General features: G+C 64.9%; 19 protein-coding genes. 12 read left to right on the top strand and 7 right to left on the bottom strand.

Annotated features, from left to right (window positions below; genetic code table 11):
- Positions 1 to 37: 37 nt before the first annotated feature.
- From RBT54_RS11650 to RBT54_RS11635, 4 genes are all read left to right on the top strand, one after another.
- On the top strand, positions 38 to 628 hold the full coding sequence (locus RBT54_RS11650) for a hypothetical protein (protein WP_320367232.1): 591 nt from the start codon (positions 38 to 40) through the stop codon (positions 626 to 628).
- Positions 629 to 698: 70 nt separating this feature from the next.
- Positions 699 to 2351, top strand: coding sequence for an acyl-CoA synthetase (locus RBT54_RS11645; RefSeq protein WP_320367231.1), 1653 nt, complete (start codon positions 699 to 701; stop codon positions 2349 to 2351).
- A 132-nt stretch (positions 2352 to 2483) separates the two neighbouring features.
- Complete coding sequence (locus tag RBT54_RS11640; RefSeq protein WP_320367230.1) at positions 2484 to 3290, top strand: enoyl-CoA hydratase; 807 nt, start codon at positions 2484 to 2486, stop codon at positions 3288 to 3290.
- A gap of 31 nt (positions 3291 to 3321) precedes the next feature.
- Entirely contained in the window at positions 3322 to 4092 is a 771-nt protein-coding gene (locus RBT54_RS11635) for a TatD family hydrolase (RefSeq protein ID WP_320367229.1), read from the top strand.
- A gap of 3 nt (positions 4093 to 4095) precedes the next feature.
- Here RBT54_RS11635 and RBT54_RS11630 read toward each other — a convergent pair whose 3' ends face one another.
- Positions 4096 to 4701: a TetR/AcrR family transcriptional regulator gene (locus RBT54_RS11630; protein ID WP_320367275.1), complete on the bottom strand. Its 606-nt coding sequence runs from the start codon at positions 4699 to 4701 to the stop codon at positions 4096 to 4098.
- Between the two features lie 169 nt (positions 4702 to 4870).
- On the opposite strand from RBT54_RS11630, the gene RBT54_RS11625 reads away from it, so the two are divergent.
- From RBT54_RS11625 to RBT54_RS11610, 4 genes are read left to right on the top strand one after another with little or no spacing between them, the layout of a single operon-like run.
- Entirely contained in the window at positions 4871 to 5620 is a 750-nt protein-coding gene (locus tag RBT54_RS11625) for an electron transfer flavoprotein subunit beta/FixA family protein (RefSeq protein WP_320367228.1), read from the top strand.
- Positions 5621 to 5622: 2 nt separating this feature from the next.
- Positions 5623 to 6555, top strand: coding sequence for an electron transfer flavoprotein subunit alpha/FixB family protein (locus RBT54_RS11620; RefSeq protein ID WP_320367227.1), 933 nt, complete (start codon positions 5623 to 5625; stop codon positions 6553 to 6555).
- Between the two features lie 42 nt (positions 6556 to 6597).
- A complete protein-coding gene (locus RBT54_RS11615) occupies positions 6598 to 7263 on the top strand; it encodes an energy-coupling factor ABC transporter permease (protein WP_320367226.1) in 666 nt (221 codons plus the stop codon).
- Positions 7264 to 7297: 34 nt separating this feature from the next.
- Positions 7298 to 9094, top strand: coding sequence for an acyl-CoA dehydrogenase (locus tag RBT54_RS11610; protein WP_320367225.1), 1797 nt, complete (start codon positions 7298 to 7300; stop codon positions 9092 to 9094).
- A 156-nt stretch (positions 9095 to 9250) separates the two neighbouring features.
- Here RBT54_RS11610 and RBT54_RS11605 read toward each other — a convergent pair whose 3' ends face one another.
- Genes RBT54_RS11605 through ompR form a run of 6 tightly spaced genes read right to left on the bottom strand, consistent with a single transcriptional unit; the run spans position 9251 to position 13449 of the window.
- On the bottom strand, positions 9251 to 10033 hold the full coding sequence (locus tag RBT54_RS11605) for a peptidylprolyl isomerase (RefSeq protein WP_320367224.1): 783 nt from the start codon (positions 10031 to 10033) through the stop codon (positions 9251 to 9253).
- 10 nt (positions 10034 to 10043) lie between these two features.
- The gene (locus RBT54_RS11600; protein ID WP_320367223.1) at positions 10044 to 10331 is read right to left on the bottom strand and encodes a BolA family protein; all 288 of its coding nucleotides are present in this window, start codon (positions 10329 to 10331) and stop codon (positions 10044 to 10046) included.
- Complete coding sequence (locus RBT54_RS11595) at positions 10328 to 10627, bottom strand: YciI family protein (protein ID WP_320367222.1); 300 nt, start codon at positions 10625 to 10627, stop codon at positions 10328 to 10330. Before RBT54_RS11595 ends, RBT54_RS11600 begins: the two co-directional genes overlap by 4 nt.
- Positions 10627 to 11235 (bottom strand): septation protein A, encoded by a 609-nt coding sequence (locus RBT54_RS11590; protein ID WP_320367221.1) that lies wholly within the window; start codon positions 11233 to 11235, stop codon positions 10627 to 10629. Before RBT54_RS11590 ends, RBT54_RS11595 begins: the two co-directional genes overlap by 1 nt.
- Positions 11232 to 12662: an ATP-binding protein gene (locus tag RBT54_RS11585; protein WP_320367220.1), complete on the bottom strand. Its 1431-nt coding sequence runs from the start codon at positions 12660 to 12662 to the stop codon at positions 11232 to 11234. Before RBT54_RS11585 ends, RBT54_RS11590 begins: the two co-directional genes overlap by 4 nt.
- Positions 12663 to 12672: 10 nt before the next feature.
- Positions 12673 to 13449 (bottom strand): two-component system response regulator OmpR, encoded by a 777-nt coding sequence (gene ompR, locus RBT54_RS11580; RefSeq protein WP_320367219.1) that lies wholly within the window; start codon positions 13447 to 13449, stop codon positions 12673 to 12675.
- 240 nt (positions 13450 to 13689) lie between these two features.
- Here ompR and RBT54_RS11575 point away from each other — a divergent pair, with 240 nt between their 5' ends.
- The 4 genes from RBT54_RS11575 (at position 13690) to RBT54_RS11560 (ending at position 16198) form a co-directional block, all read left to right on the top strand.
- Complete coding sequence (locus RBT54_RS11575; protein WP_320367218.1) at positions 13690 to 14067, top strand: hypothetical protein; 378 nt, start codon at positions 13690 to 13692, stop codon at positions 14065 to 14067.
- Positions 14068 to 14157: 90 nt separating this feature from the next.
- The gene (tsaB, locus tag RBT54_RS11570; protein WP_320367217.1) at positions 14158 to 14850 is read left to right on the top strand and encodes a tRNA (adenosine(37)-N6)-threonylcarbamoyltransferase complex dimerization subunit type 1 TsaB; all 693 of its coding nucleotides are present in this window, start codon (positions 14158 to 14160) and stop codon (positions 14848 to 14850) included.
- Entirely contained in the window at positions 14850 to 15296 is a 447-nt protein-coding gene (gene rimI, locus RBT54_RS11565) for a ribosomal protein S18-alanine N-acetyltransferase (protein WP_320367216.1), read from the top strand. Before tsaB ends, rimI begins: the two co-directional genes overlap by 1 nt.
- Positions 15296 to 16198, top strand: a complete 903-nt coding sequence (locus RBT54_RS11560; protein WP_320367215.1) for a uracil-DNA glycosylase — start codon at positions 15296 to 15298, stop codon at positions 16196 to 16198. The genes rimI and RBT54_RS11560 overlap by 1 nt, the downstream gene beginning before the upstream one ends.
- Positions 16199 to 16217: the final 19 nt, after the last annotated feature.

Raw genomic sequence — 16217 nt, 5'->3', positions numbered from 1 at the left:
GAGTCTTCTCTACCGGTCGGCTCGCCGCAGCCTGCCGATGACCCTTGCCGCGCTGGTGCTCGTGGGGTGCGGCGGCTTGCAGATCCAGCCGCCGCCGATGGCGGCCTACGACCTCGGCCTGGGCGAGCGCAGTACCCTGGCGCCTGCCCTTGCCCCCGCGCAGATCGTCGTCGTGACGCCGCCCTGGCTGGCATCGAGCGCGATGCACTACCGGCTCGCATGGAGCGACCCGGCGCGCAGGCGTGCGTTTGCCGAGAGCCGATGGGTGTCCGAGCCAGCGGCGATGCTCGGCCTGGTCCTGGATCGCGCGCTGCGTCCGGAGGCGGCGAGCGGGCGCTGCCGCCTGCGCATCGAACTGGACGAGTTCGTCCAGGTGTTCGGCGCCGCCGACCGGAGCGAAATCCAGATCGTGCTTCGCGCCGGACTGTTGCCGCCGCGTTCCGACCTTGCCCTCGCGACCCGCGAATTTCGCGTCGTTGAGCCGGCACCGAGCGCAGATGCCAGTGGTGGCGCACAGGCGTTCCGCGCCGGCGCACAAGGCCTCGGCGCAGCCCTTTCGGGCTGGATATCGGAGCTTGACCGCGAGCTTGGCGGCGGGTTGAATGCAAACGGACGCTGCGGCGCCTGAACAACAACAATCAACAATACGGACAATCCGTCCCAATGGACGGCAATCGGGAAGAGGAGGGAAGTCGAACATGAGCGAAAGCGGACAGTCGCCCTACGCAGTGGGGCTGGAGAAGAACGCGGCGAACTATGTGGCGCTGACGCCGCTCACGTTCATCGAGCGCAGCGCCTACATCTATCCCGACCGCGTTGCCGTCATCCACGGTGCGCGTCGGTACACGTGGCACGAAAGTTACACGCGGGCGCGCCGGCTCGCGTCTGCGCTCAAGCAGCTTGGCGTACGCAAGGGTGAAACCGTCGCCACGATCCTCAACAACACGCCCGAGATGTTCGAGGCGCACTTCGGTGTGCCGGCATGCGGTGCGGTACTCAACACGATCAATACACGGCTGGATGCGGAGGCGGTCGCCTTCATCCTCAACCACGGCGAGGCCAAGGTGCTGCTCACCGATCGCGAGTACGCGCGCATGGTGAAAAAGGCGATCGAGCTCGCCGGCCGCACAGACATGATCGTGATCGACGTCGACGATCCCGAGTACACCGGTCCCGGTGAGTTTGTCGGCACACAGGACTACGAGGCGCTGCTTGCCACCGGCAGCCCGGACTTCGTCTTCGAGCAGCCGGCAGACGAATGGGAGGCGATCTCGCTCAACTACACTTCGGGTACCACGGGCAACCCCAAGGGCGTGGTGTATCACCACCGTGGTGCCTACCTGAACGCGATGTCCAACATCGTGTCCTGGGGGATGCCGCCGCATTCGGTGTACCTGTGGACGCTGCCGATGTTCCACTGCAATGGCTGGTGCTTCGCATGGACCATGGCAGCCAACGCCGGCATCAACGTCTGCCTGCGGCGCGTCGATCCGCGCCTGGTTTTCGATGCGATCCGCGACCACGGTGTCACCCACTACTGCGGTGCGCCAATCGTCCATTCGATGCTGTCAAACGCGCCGGAGGAGTGGCGCAAGGGCATCAACCACAAGGTGTTCGGTCTCGTCGCCGCCGCGCCGCCGCCGGCAGCGGTAATCGAGGGCATGGCGAAGATCGGCGTCGACCTCACCCATGTGTACGGCCTGACCGAGACCTATGGCCCCGCGGCCGTGTGCGCCAAGCATGACGAGTGGCGCGACCTGCCGCTTGCCGAGCAGGTCGCGCTCAATGGCCGCCAGGGGGTGCGTTACCACGCCCAGGAAGGGATCACGGTGATGGATCCCAACACCATGGAGCCGGTACCGTGGGACGGGGAGACCATGGGCGAGATCATGTTCCGCGGTAACCTGGTGATGAAGGGCTACCTGAAGAACCCGGGGGCCACCGCCGAATCCTTCCGCGGCGGCTGGTACCACACCGGCGACCTCGCGGTCATGCAGCCGGACGGCTACGTCAAGATCAAGGATCGCTCCAAGGACATCATCATCTCCGGCGGCGAGAACATCTCGTCGATCGAGGTCGAGGACGCGCTCTACAAGCATCCGGCGGTGATGGCGGCCGCGGTCGTCGCGCTGCCGGACGAGAAGTGGGGCGAGGTGCCGTGCGCCTTCGTTGAACTGCGCGATGGCACGGAGACGACGAGCGAGGCGATCGTGGCGCATTGTCGCGAGCATCTTGCGGGCTTCAAGGTACCGAAAAGGATCATCTTCGGCGAACTGCCCAAGACCTCGACTGGCAAGATCCAGAAGTTCGTGTTGCGCGAGAAGGCGAAGTCAACCGCTTCCTTTGACTGAGTGTGCCGACGCGCTGGAGGTGTCTCCAGCGCGTCGTGAAGGGCTGGCGTTGATCGCGTATTGACGTTAACGTTAACTGCACAGGCCGGGCCAATCCCGAAAGCCCGCCAGACACCGCGAGGAGACCGCCGCATGAGTACCACCACCACCACCGCCGTTACCCCTGAATCCATCCTGCTTCGTCGCGACGATGACGGCGTGACCACGCTGACGCTGAATCGTCCGCAGCAGTTCAACTCGCTCTCTTTCGAGATGCTCGAGGCGCTGATCGCCGCAGTCGATGAGATCGCTCGCGACGAAAGCGTGCGTGTGATCGTGCTCGCGGGTGAGGGCAAGGCGTTCTGCGCCGGCCACGATCTCAAGGAGATGCGCGGCAATCACACGCTCGAATTTCAGCAGCGCCTGTTCCGCCTGTGCGGAAAGTTCATGATGAAGCTGACCGAACTCCCGCAGCCGGTGATCGCACGCGTGCACAGCATCGCGACCGCGGCAGGCTGCCAGCTCGTGTCGATGTGCGATCTTGCAGTTGCGGCGGACACGGCGCGCTTCGCCGTCTCGGGCATCAACGTCGGCCTGTTCTGCGCCACGCCGGGTGTCGGCCTGTCGCGCAACATGGGGCGCAAGGAAGCCTTCGAGATGCTGGTGACGGGCGAGTTCATCGATGCCGCTGAAGCCCAGCGCCGCGGGCTCGTCAATCGCGTCGTGCCACTCGAGCAACTCGATGCCGAGGTGGCGCGCCTGGCCGCGTCCATCGTGGCCAAGTCGCCGCTGGCGATCCGCATGGGCAAGCAGATGTTCTACAAGCAGCTCGAGATGGGTCTGGATGGCGCCTACCAGCTCGCCTCCGAGACCATGGCCTGCAATGCGATGTGCGAAGACGCCGCCGAAGGCATCGACGCCTTCATCGCCAAGCGCAAGCCGGAGTTCAAGGGGCGCTGACGATGTCGGCCCCCTGCCGCGGCGGGTTGGGATGCTGATCGACTCGCATGTTCATCTCGACGCGGCCGAGTTTGCCGCGGACCGCGACGAGGTGATCGACAATGCGCGCGCCGAAGGGGTGAAGGGCTTCGTCGTTCCGGCCGTCGAGCGGCAGGGGTTCGACGCGGTTCTTGGCCTCGCGGCCGCACGACAGGATGTCTGTCCAGCCCTCGGTGTTCACCCGATGTACGTCATGGGAGCCCACGACGACGATCTCGATGTCCTCGAGGCGCACCTCGCACGCGGTGCCGCACGTGCGGTCGGGGAAATCGGCCTCGATCATTTCGTCACAGACGTCGATCCGGCCCGGCAACTCGAACTTTTCGTCGCGCAACTCAAGCTGGCGCGGCGTTACGACCTGCCGGTGATCCTGCACCTGCGCCGTGCGGTCGATCCGATCCTGAAGCAGTTGCGCCGCATCGGGGTTCGCGGCGGCATCGCGCACGCTTTCAACGGCAGCCGGCAGCAGGCCCAGGTGTTCATCGACCTGGGCTTTCGCCTCGGCTTCGGCGGTGCGATGAGCTTCGAGGGCTCGACCCGGATTCGCGAGCTGGCACGCACGCTGCCCTTGTCTTCGGTCGTTCTCGAAACCGACGCCCCCGACATCCCGCCTGCCTGGGCGCAAGGCCGGCGCAACGTCCCGGCCAACCTCGCGCGCTATGCTGCGCTGCTGGCCCGGTTACGCGGAATCAGCGTCGATGAAGTCGTGGATACGACCGGGCGCAACGTGTGCGAGGTGCTCGGCGGCTGGCGGCCCGGCTGACCCTCAGGCCGCGTTTGCGCCTGGCGTCATCGACAGCGATCGCGCGATCAGGTCGGCGATGTCGCGCTTGAGACGAGCGACATCGGTGTCGAATTTCTCGTAGATCATCAGGGAGACGCCGAAGACGTAGGCGTAAAGCAGCATGCAGCGGCTCGACGCTTCCTCCATCGGCACACCGCAGGCCAGGAAGAGTTCGCGCGCGCAGCGCAAGCGCACGTCATCCACTTCAGCAACGATCGCGCCTGCTTCCGCGTCGCGGCGGGCCCAGTCGCGTACTGCCAGCTCGATCAGCATCCCGCGTCGGTTGCGGCTCGCGCTGTACACGTCGATGACGTGGTAGATCTGTTCGAGCTCGCGGCCGGGCTGGGCGCGGGTCTGCTTGATGATGTCTCGTATCCGCCCGTCCCGCCAGTGGATCAAGACCGCCATCAGGAGATCGCGACGGTCGGCGAAATGCCAATAGAAGCTGCCCTTGGTCACCTTCAGGCGCTTGGCGAGCACTTCGACACGTAATCCGGCAATGCCTTCCTCAGCCAGCACCTCTGTGGCGCCGGCGATCCAGGCATCGCGGTCGAGTTGGGTGCGAGGTTTTTTTGCAGGATTTTCCATACGGCGTAGTATTGACGATTCTGCTTCCATACGCTACCGTATGCCGCATACCTCTCCGTATGGAATTGCTGCTGTGCAGCAGTGCCTTCAGGGGAGGGCAGTGACATAATCATCGTGTCCGGCGCAACGGACCGTTCAGTCAATCAGCACTAACAAGGAGCGCGGCAGAGTGAAAGTTCTCGTACCCGTCAAACGCGTTGTGGATTACAACGTCAAGGTTCGCGTCAAGGCCGACGGCAGCGGCGTGGATCTGGCCAACGTCAAGATGAGCATGAACCCCTTCGACGAGATCGCGGTGGAAGAAGCCGTGCGTCTGAAGGAGGCCGGCGTAGTGACCGAAGTGGTGGCGGTGAGCTGCGGCTTGGGAGCCTGCCAGGAGACCCTGCGGGCGGCGATGGCGATCGGTGCCGACCGCGGCATTCTCGTCGAGACCGATGTCGAACTGCAGCCGCTGGCCGTGGCCAAGCTGCTCAAGGCCGTGTGCGACAAGGAACAGCCGAATCTGGTGATCTGCGGCAAGCAGGCGATCGACGACGACGCCAACCAGACGGGTCAGATGCTGGCTGCGCTGGCGGGCTGGCCGCAGGCGACCTTCGCCTCCAAGGTGACCCTCGCTGACGGCAAGGCCGCGGTGACGCGCGAAATCGACGGCGGCCTCGAGACCGTGTCGATCAAGCTGCCGGCGGTGGTCACCACCGACCTGCGCCTGAACGAGCCGCGCTACGCCACGCTGCCCAACATCATGAAGGCGAAGAAGAAGCCGCTCGACACGGTCAAGCCGGCCGACCTCGGCGTCGATGTCACGCCTCGGCTCACCACGCTGAAAGTGTCCGAGCCGCCCAAGCGCAGCGCCGGCGAGCGCGTGGCCGATGTGGCCCAACTGGTCGACAAACTCAAGAACGTTGCGAAGGTGATCTGAACATGGCCATTCTCGTTATCGCAGAACACGACAACCAATCGCTCAAGGCCTCGACGCTCAACACGGTGGCCGCTGCCACCAGGCTCGGTGGCGACGTCCATGTGCTGGTAGCCGGTGCCGGCTGCGCCGCCGTGGCCGAAGCCGCCGCCAAGGTGGCCGGTGTTGCCAAGGTGCGGGTGTGCGACGCCGCGCACTACGAAGCTCAGACCGCAGAGAACGTTGCCGACCTGGTGAAGGGTCTGGCCGCTGATTACAGCCACGTGCTCGCCCCGGCGACCCCGGCGGGCAAGAACATGCTGCCGCGCGTAGCCGCGCTGCTGGACGTGGCGCAGATCAGCGAAATCGTCGCCATCGAGGCGCCGGACACCTTCGTGCGCCCGATCTACGCCGGCAACGCGCTGGCCACGGTCAAGAGCGCCGATGCGATCAAGGTCATCACCGTGCGCACCACGGCGTTCGACGCGGCCGCCGCCGAAGGTAACGCCGCGCCGATCGAGGCCGTCGCTGCGGGCACCGACCTCGGTGTGACCGCGCTGGTCGGCCGTGAGATCGTCAAGAGTGCACGCCCCGAGCTCGGCGCCGCCAAGGTCATCGTCTCCGGCGGTCGTGGTCTGGGCAGCGGCGACAGCTTCAAGCAACTGCTGGAGCCCCTGGCCGACAAGCTGGGCGCCGCGCTCGGCGCCAGCCGCGCCGCGGTCGATGCCGGTTATGTACCCAACGACTATCAGGTGGGTCAGACCGGCAAGATCGTCGCCCCGCAGCTCTACATCGCGGTCGGCATTTCGGGCGCGATCCAGCATCTGGCGGGCATGAAGGACTCCAAGGTGATCGTCGCGATCAACAAGGATCCGGAGGCGCCGATCTTCCAGGTGGCCGACTACGGCCTCGTGGGCGATCTGTTCCAGGTCATTCCGGAACTGACCGGCGCGCTCTGAAAGAGCCCGCCAAGGCCCTGGTTTACGACCAATCCCACGCGCATGGACCTTCCCGCGACGCTGTTTCCTGGAGCAGGGCAGGGCGTCATGCTGGCCCTCGCGGTGCTCGGTCTTTACCTGACCCTTCGTCATGCGCCGTGGGGGCGATTGCGGCAACCCGCGCAGTTGAACTTGTTGCTCGGGTTTGCGGTGGGACTGATGTTGATCTGGAGCATGAAGGCCGGGGTCAAGCCCGGCCTCAGTCTGCACATGCTCGGCGCAATGGCGGCAACTCTCGCGCTAGGCCCCTGGTTCGCCGTGCTGGCCCTGGGGCTTGCCTTGAGCGGCATCATGGTCAATGGGGTGGTCGAGTGGACCGATTGGCCGGTCAATTTCGTGCTGATGGTCATGGTGCCGATCGCCTTCGCCCATGTGTTCCAACGCGCGGTAGAGCGCTGGCTGCCGGCGCATTTCTTCATCTTCGTGTTCGTGATCGGATTCGCGGGTGCAGCGTTGACGGTAGTGGTGCAGGGCTTGGTGGCGTCCGCTGCCATGGTGTCTGCTGGCGCGTATTCCGCCGGTTTTCTGCTGAACGAATACCTCCCATTTTTCCTGCTGCTCGGCTTTTCCGAGGCCTGGATCAGTGGCGCAGTGATCACCCTGATGGTGGTGTATCGGCCCGAATGGGTTGCCGCATTCGACGATCGCCGCTATCTGCTCGATAAGTAAGTTCGTTTCACCTATTTCTGGAGCGCAAAGACAAATGAGTAACTACAACGCCCCCATCCGCGACATGCAGTTCGTGATGCGCGAACTCGCCGGTCTGGATGAAGTCACGCAGTTGCCCGGAAACGAGGAGGTTTCGGCCGATCTTGTAGACGCCATCCTCGAGGAAGCCGACAAATTCGCCAGCGGCGTACTCGCACCCCTGAATTGGGTCGGCGACCAGGAAGGTGCCAAGTGGAGCGCCGGTGAAGTCGCCACCGCACCGGGCTGGAAGGACGCTTACAAGCAGTTTGCCGAATCGGGCTGGACCGCACTGCCGTGTGACCCGGAATACGGTGGCCAGGGACTGCCCAAGCTGCTCGCGACGGCCGTGATGGAGATGTGGAAATCGGCCAACATGGCTTTCTCGCTGTGCCCGATGCTGACCAGCGGCGCTATCGAAGCGCTGATGCTGCGCGGCACGGACGAGCAGAAGAACATGTACTTGCCCAAGATGGTGTCGGGCGAGTGGACTGGCACGATGAACCTGACCGAGCCGCAAGCGGGTTCGGACCTCGCGGCCGTGCGCACCAAGGCTGAACCGCAGGGTGATGGCACTTACAAGATCTTCGGCCAGAAGATCTTCATCACCTACGGCGAACACGACATGACCGACAACATCATCCACCTCGTGCTCGCCCGCCTGCCGGACGCGCCCGAGGGCGTGAAGGGCATCTCGCTGTTCGTCGTGCCGAAGTTCCTGGTCGGTGCGGACGGCAGCCTGGGCGCGCGCAACGACGTACATTGCGTCTCGATCGAGCACAAGCTCGGCATCCACGCGAGCCCGACCGCCGTACTTGCCTTCGGCGACAATGGCGGCGCAATCGGCACGCTGGTGGGCGAACCCAACCGTGGCCTCGAGTACATGTTCATCATGATGAACGAAGCTCGCTTTGCGGTCGGCATGGAAGGCCTGGCGCTGTCCGAGCGCGCTTACCAACACGCGCTGCAGTACGCCAAGGATCGCGTCCAGGGCACCGATGCCGGCGTGCGTGGTGGTCCGAAGGTCAACATCCTTCACCATGCCGACGTGCGTCGCTTGCTGATGAACATGAAGAGCAAGACCGAGGCGATGCGCTCGCTCGCCTACGTGGTCGGCGCTGCCTTCGACAAGGCACACAACCATGCGGACGAGGCTGTCCGCGCCCAGAGTCAGGCCTTCGTCGACCTGATGATCCCGGTCGTCAAGGGCTGGTTCACCGAAAACTCGATCGATGTGACCTCGGACGGCGTGCAGGTCCATGGCGGCATGGGCTTCATCGAGGAGACCGGCGCGGCACAGCACTTCCGCGACGCGCGCATCACCACGATCTACGAAGGTACGACCGCAATCCAGGCCAATGACCTGATCGGGCGCAAGATCGCACGTGAGAACGGCGCGACCGTCGGCGCCGTGGTGAAGATGATGCGCGCGGTCGAGGCCGAGGTGGCTGCAGTGGAGGGCGAGTCCTTCGCTGCAATTGCCCGCTCGCTCAAGACTGGTATTTCTGCAGTTGAAGAAGCGGTCGCTTACATCCTTGCCACGTACGCGAAGGACGTGAAGGGCGCGTCCGTGGGCTCGGTGCCCTTCCTCAAGCTCCTCGGTATTGTTGCCGGCGGCTGGCAGATGGCACGTTCGGCGCTGGTCGCCAAGCGCCTGCTCGATGCAGGCGAGGGTGACGCGAGCTTCAACCAGACCAAGATCGTCACCGCACGCTTCTATGCCGATCACGTGTTGTCGCAGGCCTCGGGGCTTGCCTACACGGTTGTCAATGGTGCTGCAGGCGCCCTTGAGCTGAGCGAAGAGCAATTCTGATCGGCCACTGCCGGTTCCGCTTTCCGCTGGTGATGGCAGAATCGGCAGGCTGAAAGCCACAAGACAACGCCCGCTTCGGCATCCGAAGCGGGCGTTGTCCGTGGTGCCTCGATCGGCCCGGCTCGCTGTAGCGCCTGCCGGGACCTCACCGGGGGATTACTCCACCTTGGCCTTCTCACGCAGTTCGAGCACGTGACGCTCGACCTTCTGCTGTTGCAGGCGTTGCTGCAGCTGCGGCTTGACCTCGTCGAAGGGCGGAGCCTGGACGTCCCGAATGTCGTCGAGTTGAATCACGTGGTAACCGAAGTCGCTCTTGACCGGCGTGGCGGTGTACTTGCCTTTCTGCAACTTCACCATCGCGTCCGAGAACGGCTTCACGTACATGCCCGGGTTGCTCCAGCCGAGTTCGCCACCGCGCTCCTTCGATCCCGGGTCGCGCGACTCCTTGGCCACCTCTTCGAACGGCGTGCCGTTCTGCAGGCGGGCGATGATCGCCTTGGCTTCAGTCTCGGTCTCGACCAGCACGTGGCGCGGCTTGTATTCCTTGTCGCCCATGCGGCCCTTGATCCCTTCGTATTCCTTCTTCAGGTCGGCGTCGCTGATCGGGTTCGCACGCACGTACTCCTGCAGGTAGGCACGGATCAGAATGGCCTGGCGCGCCATGTCCATCTGCGCCTGCACGTCCGCTTTCTTGTCGAGGCCCTTCTTGCCTGCTTCCTGGCTCAGGACCTCGCGCCGAATCAACTCTTCGCGCACGGCGTTCTTCAGTTGGTCGTTTTCAGTCGCGCCCTGCGCGCGTTGCTCGGCAAGCATCGCCTCGGCCATGGCCGAAGGAATCGCGACGCCGTTGACCTGGGCGATGGACTCTGCAGCGAAAGCGGGGAGGGCGAGAAAGCCGGCCAGAAGTGCCACGGCGAGGTGGCTCGGGAAATGTTTCATGGAGATTCCTTCAGTTTGCTTGTTTGGTGGCCTCGTCGGCCGAAAGCGCGCGGATGGCGAGGGCATGGATGTCGTTCTTCATCATGCCGCCAAGCGCGTCGTAGATCATACGCTGTCGTAGCACTCTGCTGCAGCCCTCGAAACTCGGGGAGACGATAAATACCCGATAGTGTCCGCCACCTTCGCGCGCACCGGCATGGCCGGCGTGCAGCGCACTGTCATCGTGGATCTCGAGGGCATGAATTTCGAACTGTGCGGCCAGAATTTCCCGGATCCGCGTAAGCGTCTCGGCGCTCACGGCAGGGTTTTCCGGAAGGGTCGGACCGTAGTCCGGACAAAGACGCCGTGACGCACGTAGGGGTCGTCCTGCGCCCAGGCTTCGGCGCTGGCGAGCGAGTCGAATTCGGCAACGATCAGGCTGCCGGTGAATCCCGCGGGCCCCGGGTCCGGTGAGTCGATCGCAGGCATCGGTCCGGCCAGCAGCAGGCGGCCTTCATCGCGCAGGGCTTCGAGTCGGGCGACGTGCTCGGGGCGCACCGCGAGCCGCGTCTGCAGCGTGCCGGGGGCGTCTTCGCCGATCAGTGCGTAGTACATCAGTTGGTTTCCTCTTCCATGTGACGGGACAGATAAAAGCCCTGCGCGAGCACGAAGGCCAGCATCAAGCCCATGCCGCCGAACATCTTGAAATTCACCCAGGTTTCTTCGCTGAAGTTATAGGCAACGTAAAGGTTGAGCAGGCCCATCGCGATGAAAAACCCGGCCCAGGCCAGGTTCAGGCGGTTCCAGATCGGGTCGGGCAGCTTGATCTGCGCCTCGAGCATCTTGCGGATCAGGTTGCGTCGCAGCAGCCACGCAGAGCCGAGCAGCACGACACCGAACATCCAGTACAGCGCCGTCGGCTTCCACTTGATGAAGGTCGGGTTATGGAAGAAAAGGGTCGCGCCGCCGAAGACCACGATGATCGCGAGGCTGACCCAAAGCATGGTGTCCACCTTCCGGTGCTTCACCCACACCAGTGCAATCTGGAGCATGGTCCCGATGATGGCGACGAAGGTTGCGATCAGGATCGGTGCCTGCGATTCGGCAGTTCCGTCGCCGAGCCAGCCCGCAGCGAGCGCATGGGCGGCTTCCGGGTTGGCGCCACCGACCTTGTAGGCGGCAAAAAAGAGGATGACAGGCAGGAGGTCGAAGAGAAATTTCATGATCTACGCGGGGTACCTGAGGCGGGACGCCGCATTCTATCGCTTCCGCCCGCGGCGCTGCCGACTGGAAGGCAAAGCGCCGCACGAAGTCCACCGCCCTCCCGCGCGAGTAGCTCGAGCCGGCCATGGTGCATGCGCATCACCCGATCCACGATCGCCAGCCCGAGCCCGGCGCCCTTGGTGTTCGTGCGTGCATTTTCGAGTCGAGTGAACGGACGGCGCATGCGCTCGACTTCGGCCTCGGGAATGCCGGGACCGCGGTCGGCAACCTCGATGCGGGCGAATTCGGCGCCGGCATCGACCGTGATGTCGAGCGCCTTGTCTGAGCCCGCATAACGCAGCGCGTTGTCGATCAGGTTGGTGACTGCGCGCCGGATCGATAGCGCGCGCGCCGGCACGATGAGCGCATCGGGCAGGTCGAGGCGGATCTGCACGCCGCGCAGGCGGTAAGGTTCGGTGACCTCGCGAACCAGCGCCGCAAGGTCGGTCGGTCCCACCGCCTCCTGAGAGTCGCCGCGCCCGAAGTCCAGGAACTGCCCGATGATGCGATCCATCTCCTCGATGTCCGTGACCATCGCCGTGACCTCGCTATCGGGCGCGCCCGACATCTCGATGCCCAGTCGGAGCCGCGCAAGTGGCGTGCGCAAGTCATGCGATACACCAGCAAGGATCAAGGCCCGGTCTTCGTCCATGCGTGCAAGGTTGCCAGTCATCTGGTTGAAGGCGCGGGCGACAACGGCGATCTCCTGGGGTCCGCTTTCGGCCTGGGGCGGCGGTGTTTCGCCACTGCCGACCATGCGCGCCGCACGGGCGAGCTGGCGCAGCGGGGCGTTGATTCGCGCCACGATCAGGTATGCGCCGAGCAGCGCCGCAATCAGCGCGCCGCTTCCCCAGGCCAGCCAGTCGAAACTGTCCGCGTTCTCGATGCGATCGGGCGGCAGCATGACCCAGTATTCGTCGTGCGCGTCGTCCGGGTCGAGGCGAAAACTCACCCAGAATCCGTCCAGCGACTTCCAGCGCGAGGCGAAACGGGTGTGGTCGCCCAGCTGTCGGCGGACGTCGGTCATCAGCAAGCGCAGCGGTCGGGTATCGGCCAGCGGCACGAGCTCGTCGGTGGCCTCGGCCGGATAGATCCGGATGCCCTCGAGCGCGGCCAGATCGATCAGGAGGTCGATTCTGCGATCGAAGTCGGCGTTGATCAGTGCGGTCCGGGTGAGGTTGACCACCGACACCACCATCTGCGCCACATCGCGCGAGCGGGCTGGCTCCTGGAAATACCTGAAGATCTGCGACCACGCCCCCAGCGCGAGAATCAGCAGCACGGCGACGAGCAGAAAGGTTTGCCACAGCAGTGTGCTCGGCAGCCAGGTTCGGCGCGCTGACGCCCGGGGCGCAGGCCCGGGAGAGGCCTTGAGGGCTTGCGTCATCCTGCGTTCTTCAGCTGCCCTCTGCGTCGCCGCCACTGGCAGCACTATCGCTGGCCTCGGTCGCACCCTTCTGGTCATCCGGCACGAATACGTAGCCGAACCCCCATACGGTCTGGATGTAGCGCGGCTTGGCGGGGTCGTCCTCGACAAGCTTGCGCAGCCGCGAGACCTGCACGTCGATCGCACGGTCGAACACCCCGTACTCGCGACCACGTGCAAGCTCCATCAGCTTGTCGCGCGAAAGCGGTTGGCGAGGATGAGTGAGCAGGACCTTGAGCAGGGAGAATTCGCCCGTGGTGAGCTGGATCTCCTCGCCGTCTCTAACCAGGGAGCGCGTGCCGAGATTGACCCTGACGCGGCCGAAGACGACGATTTCGTCATCTGCAGTGGGTGCCCCGGGCAGGGTCTGCGGCTGACGACGCATCACCGCCTGAATCCGCGCAACGAGTTCGCGCGGATTGAACGGCTTGGCGAGGTAGTCGTCAGCCCCCATTTCGAGACCAACGATGCGATCGACGTCGTCGCCCTTGGCGGTGAGCATGATGATGGGAATCTGGTTTTCCGTTGCTCGCATGCGGCGGCAGATTGCCAGCCCATCCTCGCCAGGCAGCATGAGGTCGAGCACGATGAGGTCGTAGTGCTCGCGATGCAGCGCGCGATCCATCATTGGCGCGTCGCCTACGGCCTTTACCGCGAAGCCCTGCTCCTGCAGGTAACGCGACAACAGCTCGCGCAAGCGGGCGTCATCGTCCACGACGAGAATGCGATAGCGTGTTTTCTGGTTCATGGTCGAGATGCTAGCCTGAGTCGTGCGCCCGTGCCAGCGTCTCGATGGGCTACTCCGGGGCGGGCGGGGTAACCCTTCGTAAGTACGGGATGAACGTGCAATGTCACCTTACAAATCAGCCTGCACCGTGCGATTTGCAACTATCGGCATGAGGCCGATTGCCGTATGTTCGGGGTGCCTGCTCGCCCTGTTGGGCCGATGTGCATGCTTTTCTTTTTGCTTACTCGGTGATTGTTGTTGATGACGCACCTTTTCCATCCCGCAGCCGGACTCTTCACGCCCCTGACGCAACGCCTCGGCACCATGCGCGGCAGGGCGTGTTCTGCGACGGGCGCCGCGCTGCTCTGCCTCGGCGTCGTGGCGACATCCCCCGCGCATGCACAGTCCGTTCAGGACCTTTTTGCCAGCGAGGCGCAGGAGCGCGGCGGACGGGCAGCCGAGGTTACCCAGCGCAAGGATTGGCGCAACACGCTCGATCGTCAGGAGCGCGAGGGCGAGCGGAGTCAGCAACGGCGCAAGATGAGCGAGGAGGAACGCAGCAACCTGCGTCAGCACCTGCGCGACGCGTCCCGCGGTGCGTACCGCGACGACTCCCCTCCGCGCAAGGGGCGACGCTGACAGCCCGTTTGCCGGACACAGCGAGCTTGCGTCAGCGCCTTGGCGGGGGCCACAGCCGGTTTGGCCTGCAGCCGGTAGAATACTGGCCCCATGAACATCCTCTCCATCGAAACCGCCACCGAGCACGGCAGCGTCGCCCTGCTGCACGGCGGTGAATTGCTTGTCCGTCGCATCCAGGGCGCTGCCAATCACTCCGAGGCCGTGCTGCGCGATCTGCGTGAACTGCTGATCGAGGCCGGGATCGGGGTCACCCAACTTGATGCCATCGCCTTCGGTGCCGGGCCCGGTGCATTCACCGGTTTACGACTGGCCTGCGGCGTGGCGCAGGGTATTGCGCTCGGTGCCGACCTGGGCGTTGCGGTAGTCGGCAGCCTGCAGGCAGTTGCTCTACAGGCTGGCGTGAGGCGTGTTTTCGTGGCGACCGATGCGCGCATGGGCGAGGTCTACCACGCGGCCTTCGAACAGGACGCGGAGGATGTGCCGATGGCCGTCGGCCAGGCGGGGTGCCGCCATCCACTCGAGCTGGAACTGCCCGCGGGCGACTGGTTTGCAGCGGGCTCGGCGTTCAAGGTGTGGCCTCAGGAACTGGAGGCACGATTCCTCGGGCGTCTGACCGGCTGCCGACCGGACATGGTGCCCCGTGCCGAGGAAGTGGCGCGCCTGGGTGCGGTGGCGGTCGCGCGCGCAGCGCTGACGCCGCCCGAACTTGCGGCACCGTTCTATGTGCGCGACAAGGTCGCGCTGACCACGGCTGAACGGCTGGCGCGCGGGGGGCGTGCCTGATGCGGGAGCTGTCGTTCGCTGTGATGACTACAGGCGACCTCGACTGGGTCGCCGCGTGCGAAGCCGAGTTGCATACCCATCCATGGTCACGGGCGAGTTTCGCCGATGCGCTCGCCTCGGGGTACGAGGCCTGGATCATGCAAGATGCGGGCGAGAGGATCGGCTACTCGATCGTGCTCAACGTGCTGGACGAATCGCATCTGCTGGATCTTGGTGTGGTGTCTGCCGCGCAGGGAACCGGGCTTGGACGACATTTCCTGGACTGGCTGTGTGCGCGCGCGAAACAGCGCGGCTCAGAAAGTTTCTTCCTCGAAGTGCGTCCCTCCAACGTCGCTGCGCTGCGGCTCTACGAGCGCTTCGGTTTTGCCGAGATCGGCCGGCGTCGCGGGTACTATCCGGCCGCCGAAGGTCGTGAAGACGCGATCGTGATGAGGCTTGCGCTCTGATGGCGGCACGCATATCGACGTGGCGCGCTGCCGCGCTCCGCGAGATGGGCCTGGGGCCGATCTGGCTCAAGCGCGGCAGCCACGAGCAGGAGCCGTTCGTTCCCGAAGCGACCGCGCCGACACAGCCTGCGGCGGAGCCACCGCCCGCGAAGGCAAGAAACCAGGCACGAAGCCTTATCCCGTCGGCGCCGGGGCCTGCACCGGCTGCGATGGCGGTTTCCCCTGCTGCGGCTTCAGTCGTAGCGCATTCGGTTGCCGTCCCTGAGCGCAAGCACGCCCGCCAGCCGAGTCCGCCGCAACAATTCCTCCAGCCCGACGATGGCGAACGGCTGGCGCGCATCGAAACGCTCGACTGGGCGGCCCTGGAGGATGACATCCGCGCCTGCCGTGCGTGCTCACTGTGCGAGCGCCGCAAGCAGGCCGTGCCCGGCGTGGGCGATCGTCAGGCGCGCTGGATGTTCGTAGGGGAGGGGCCGGGCGCCGAGGAAGATCAGCGCGGCGAGCCTTTCGTCGGCCAGGCCGGGCGCCTGCTCGACAACATGCTCGCTGCCCTCGGGCTCGATCGCACGCAGGACGTCTACATCGCCAATGCGGTCAAATGCCGCCCACCGCACAATCGCACGCCCGAGCGTGTCGAGCTGGCGGCCTGCCTGCCTTATCTCGACCGCCAGATCGCACTCGTGAAGCCGCGCCTGCTGGTCGCCCTCGGTCGTCCCGCGGCGCAGGCCTTGCTCGACCGCGAACTCGCCATTTCGGCTGCGCGCGGAAAACGCTTCGAACGCCAGGGCATACCGGTCGTGGTCACCTATCACCCTGCTTATCTGCTGCGCAATCCGCAGGACAAGGCCAAGGCCTGGGAAGATCTCTGTTTTGCACGGCGGATGATGGCCGGCGAGGCCTAGCAGGAACGCGACCGACGCT

Origin of the sequence: Thauera sp. (assembly GCF_034003485.1) — a bacterium.
Taxonomy (GTDB): domain Bacteria; phylum Pseudomonadota; class Gammaproteobacteria; order Burkholderiales; family Rhodocyclaceae; genus Thauera.
Note: the sequence above shows the minus strand (reverse complement) of the source record. Positions and strands in the feature narration are given on the sequence as shown.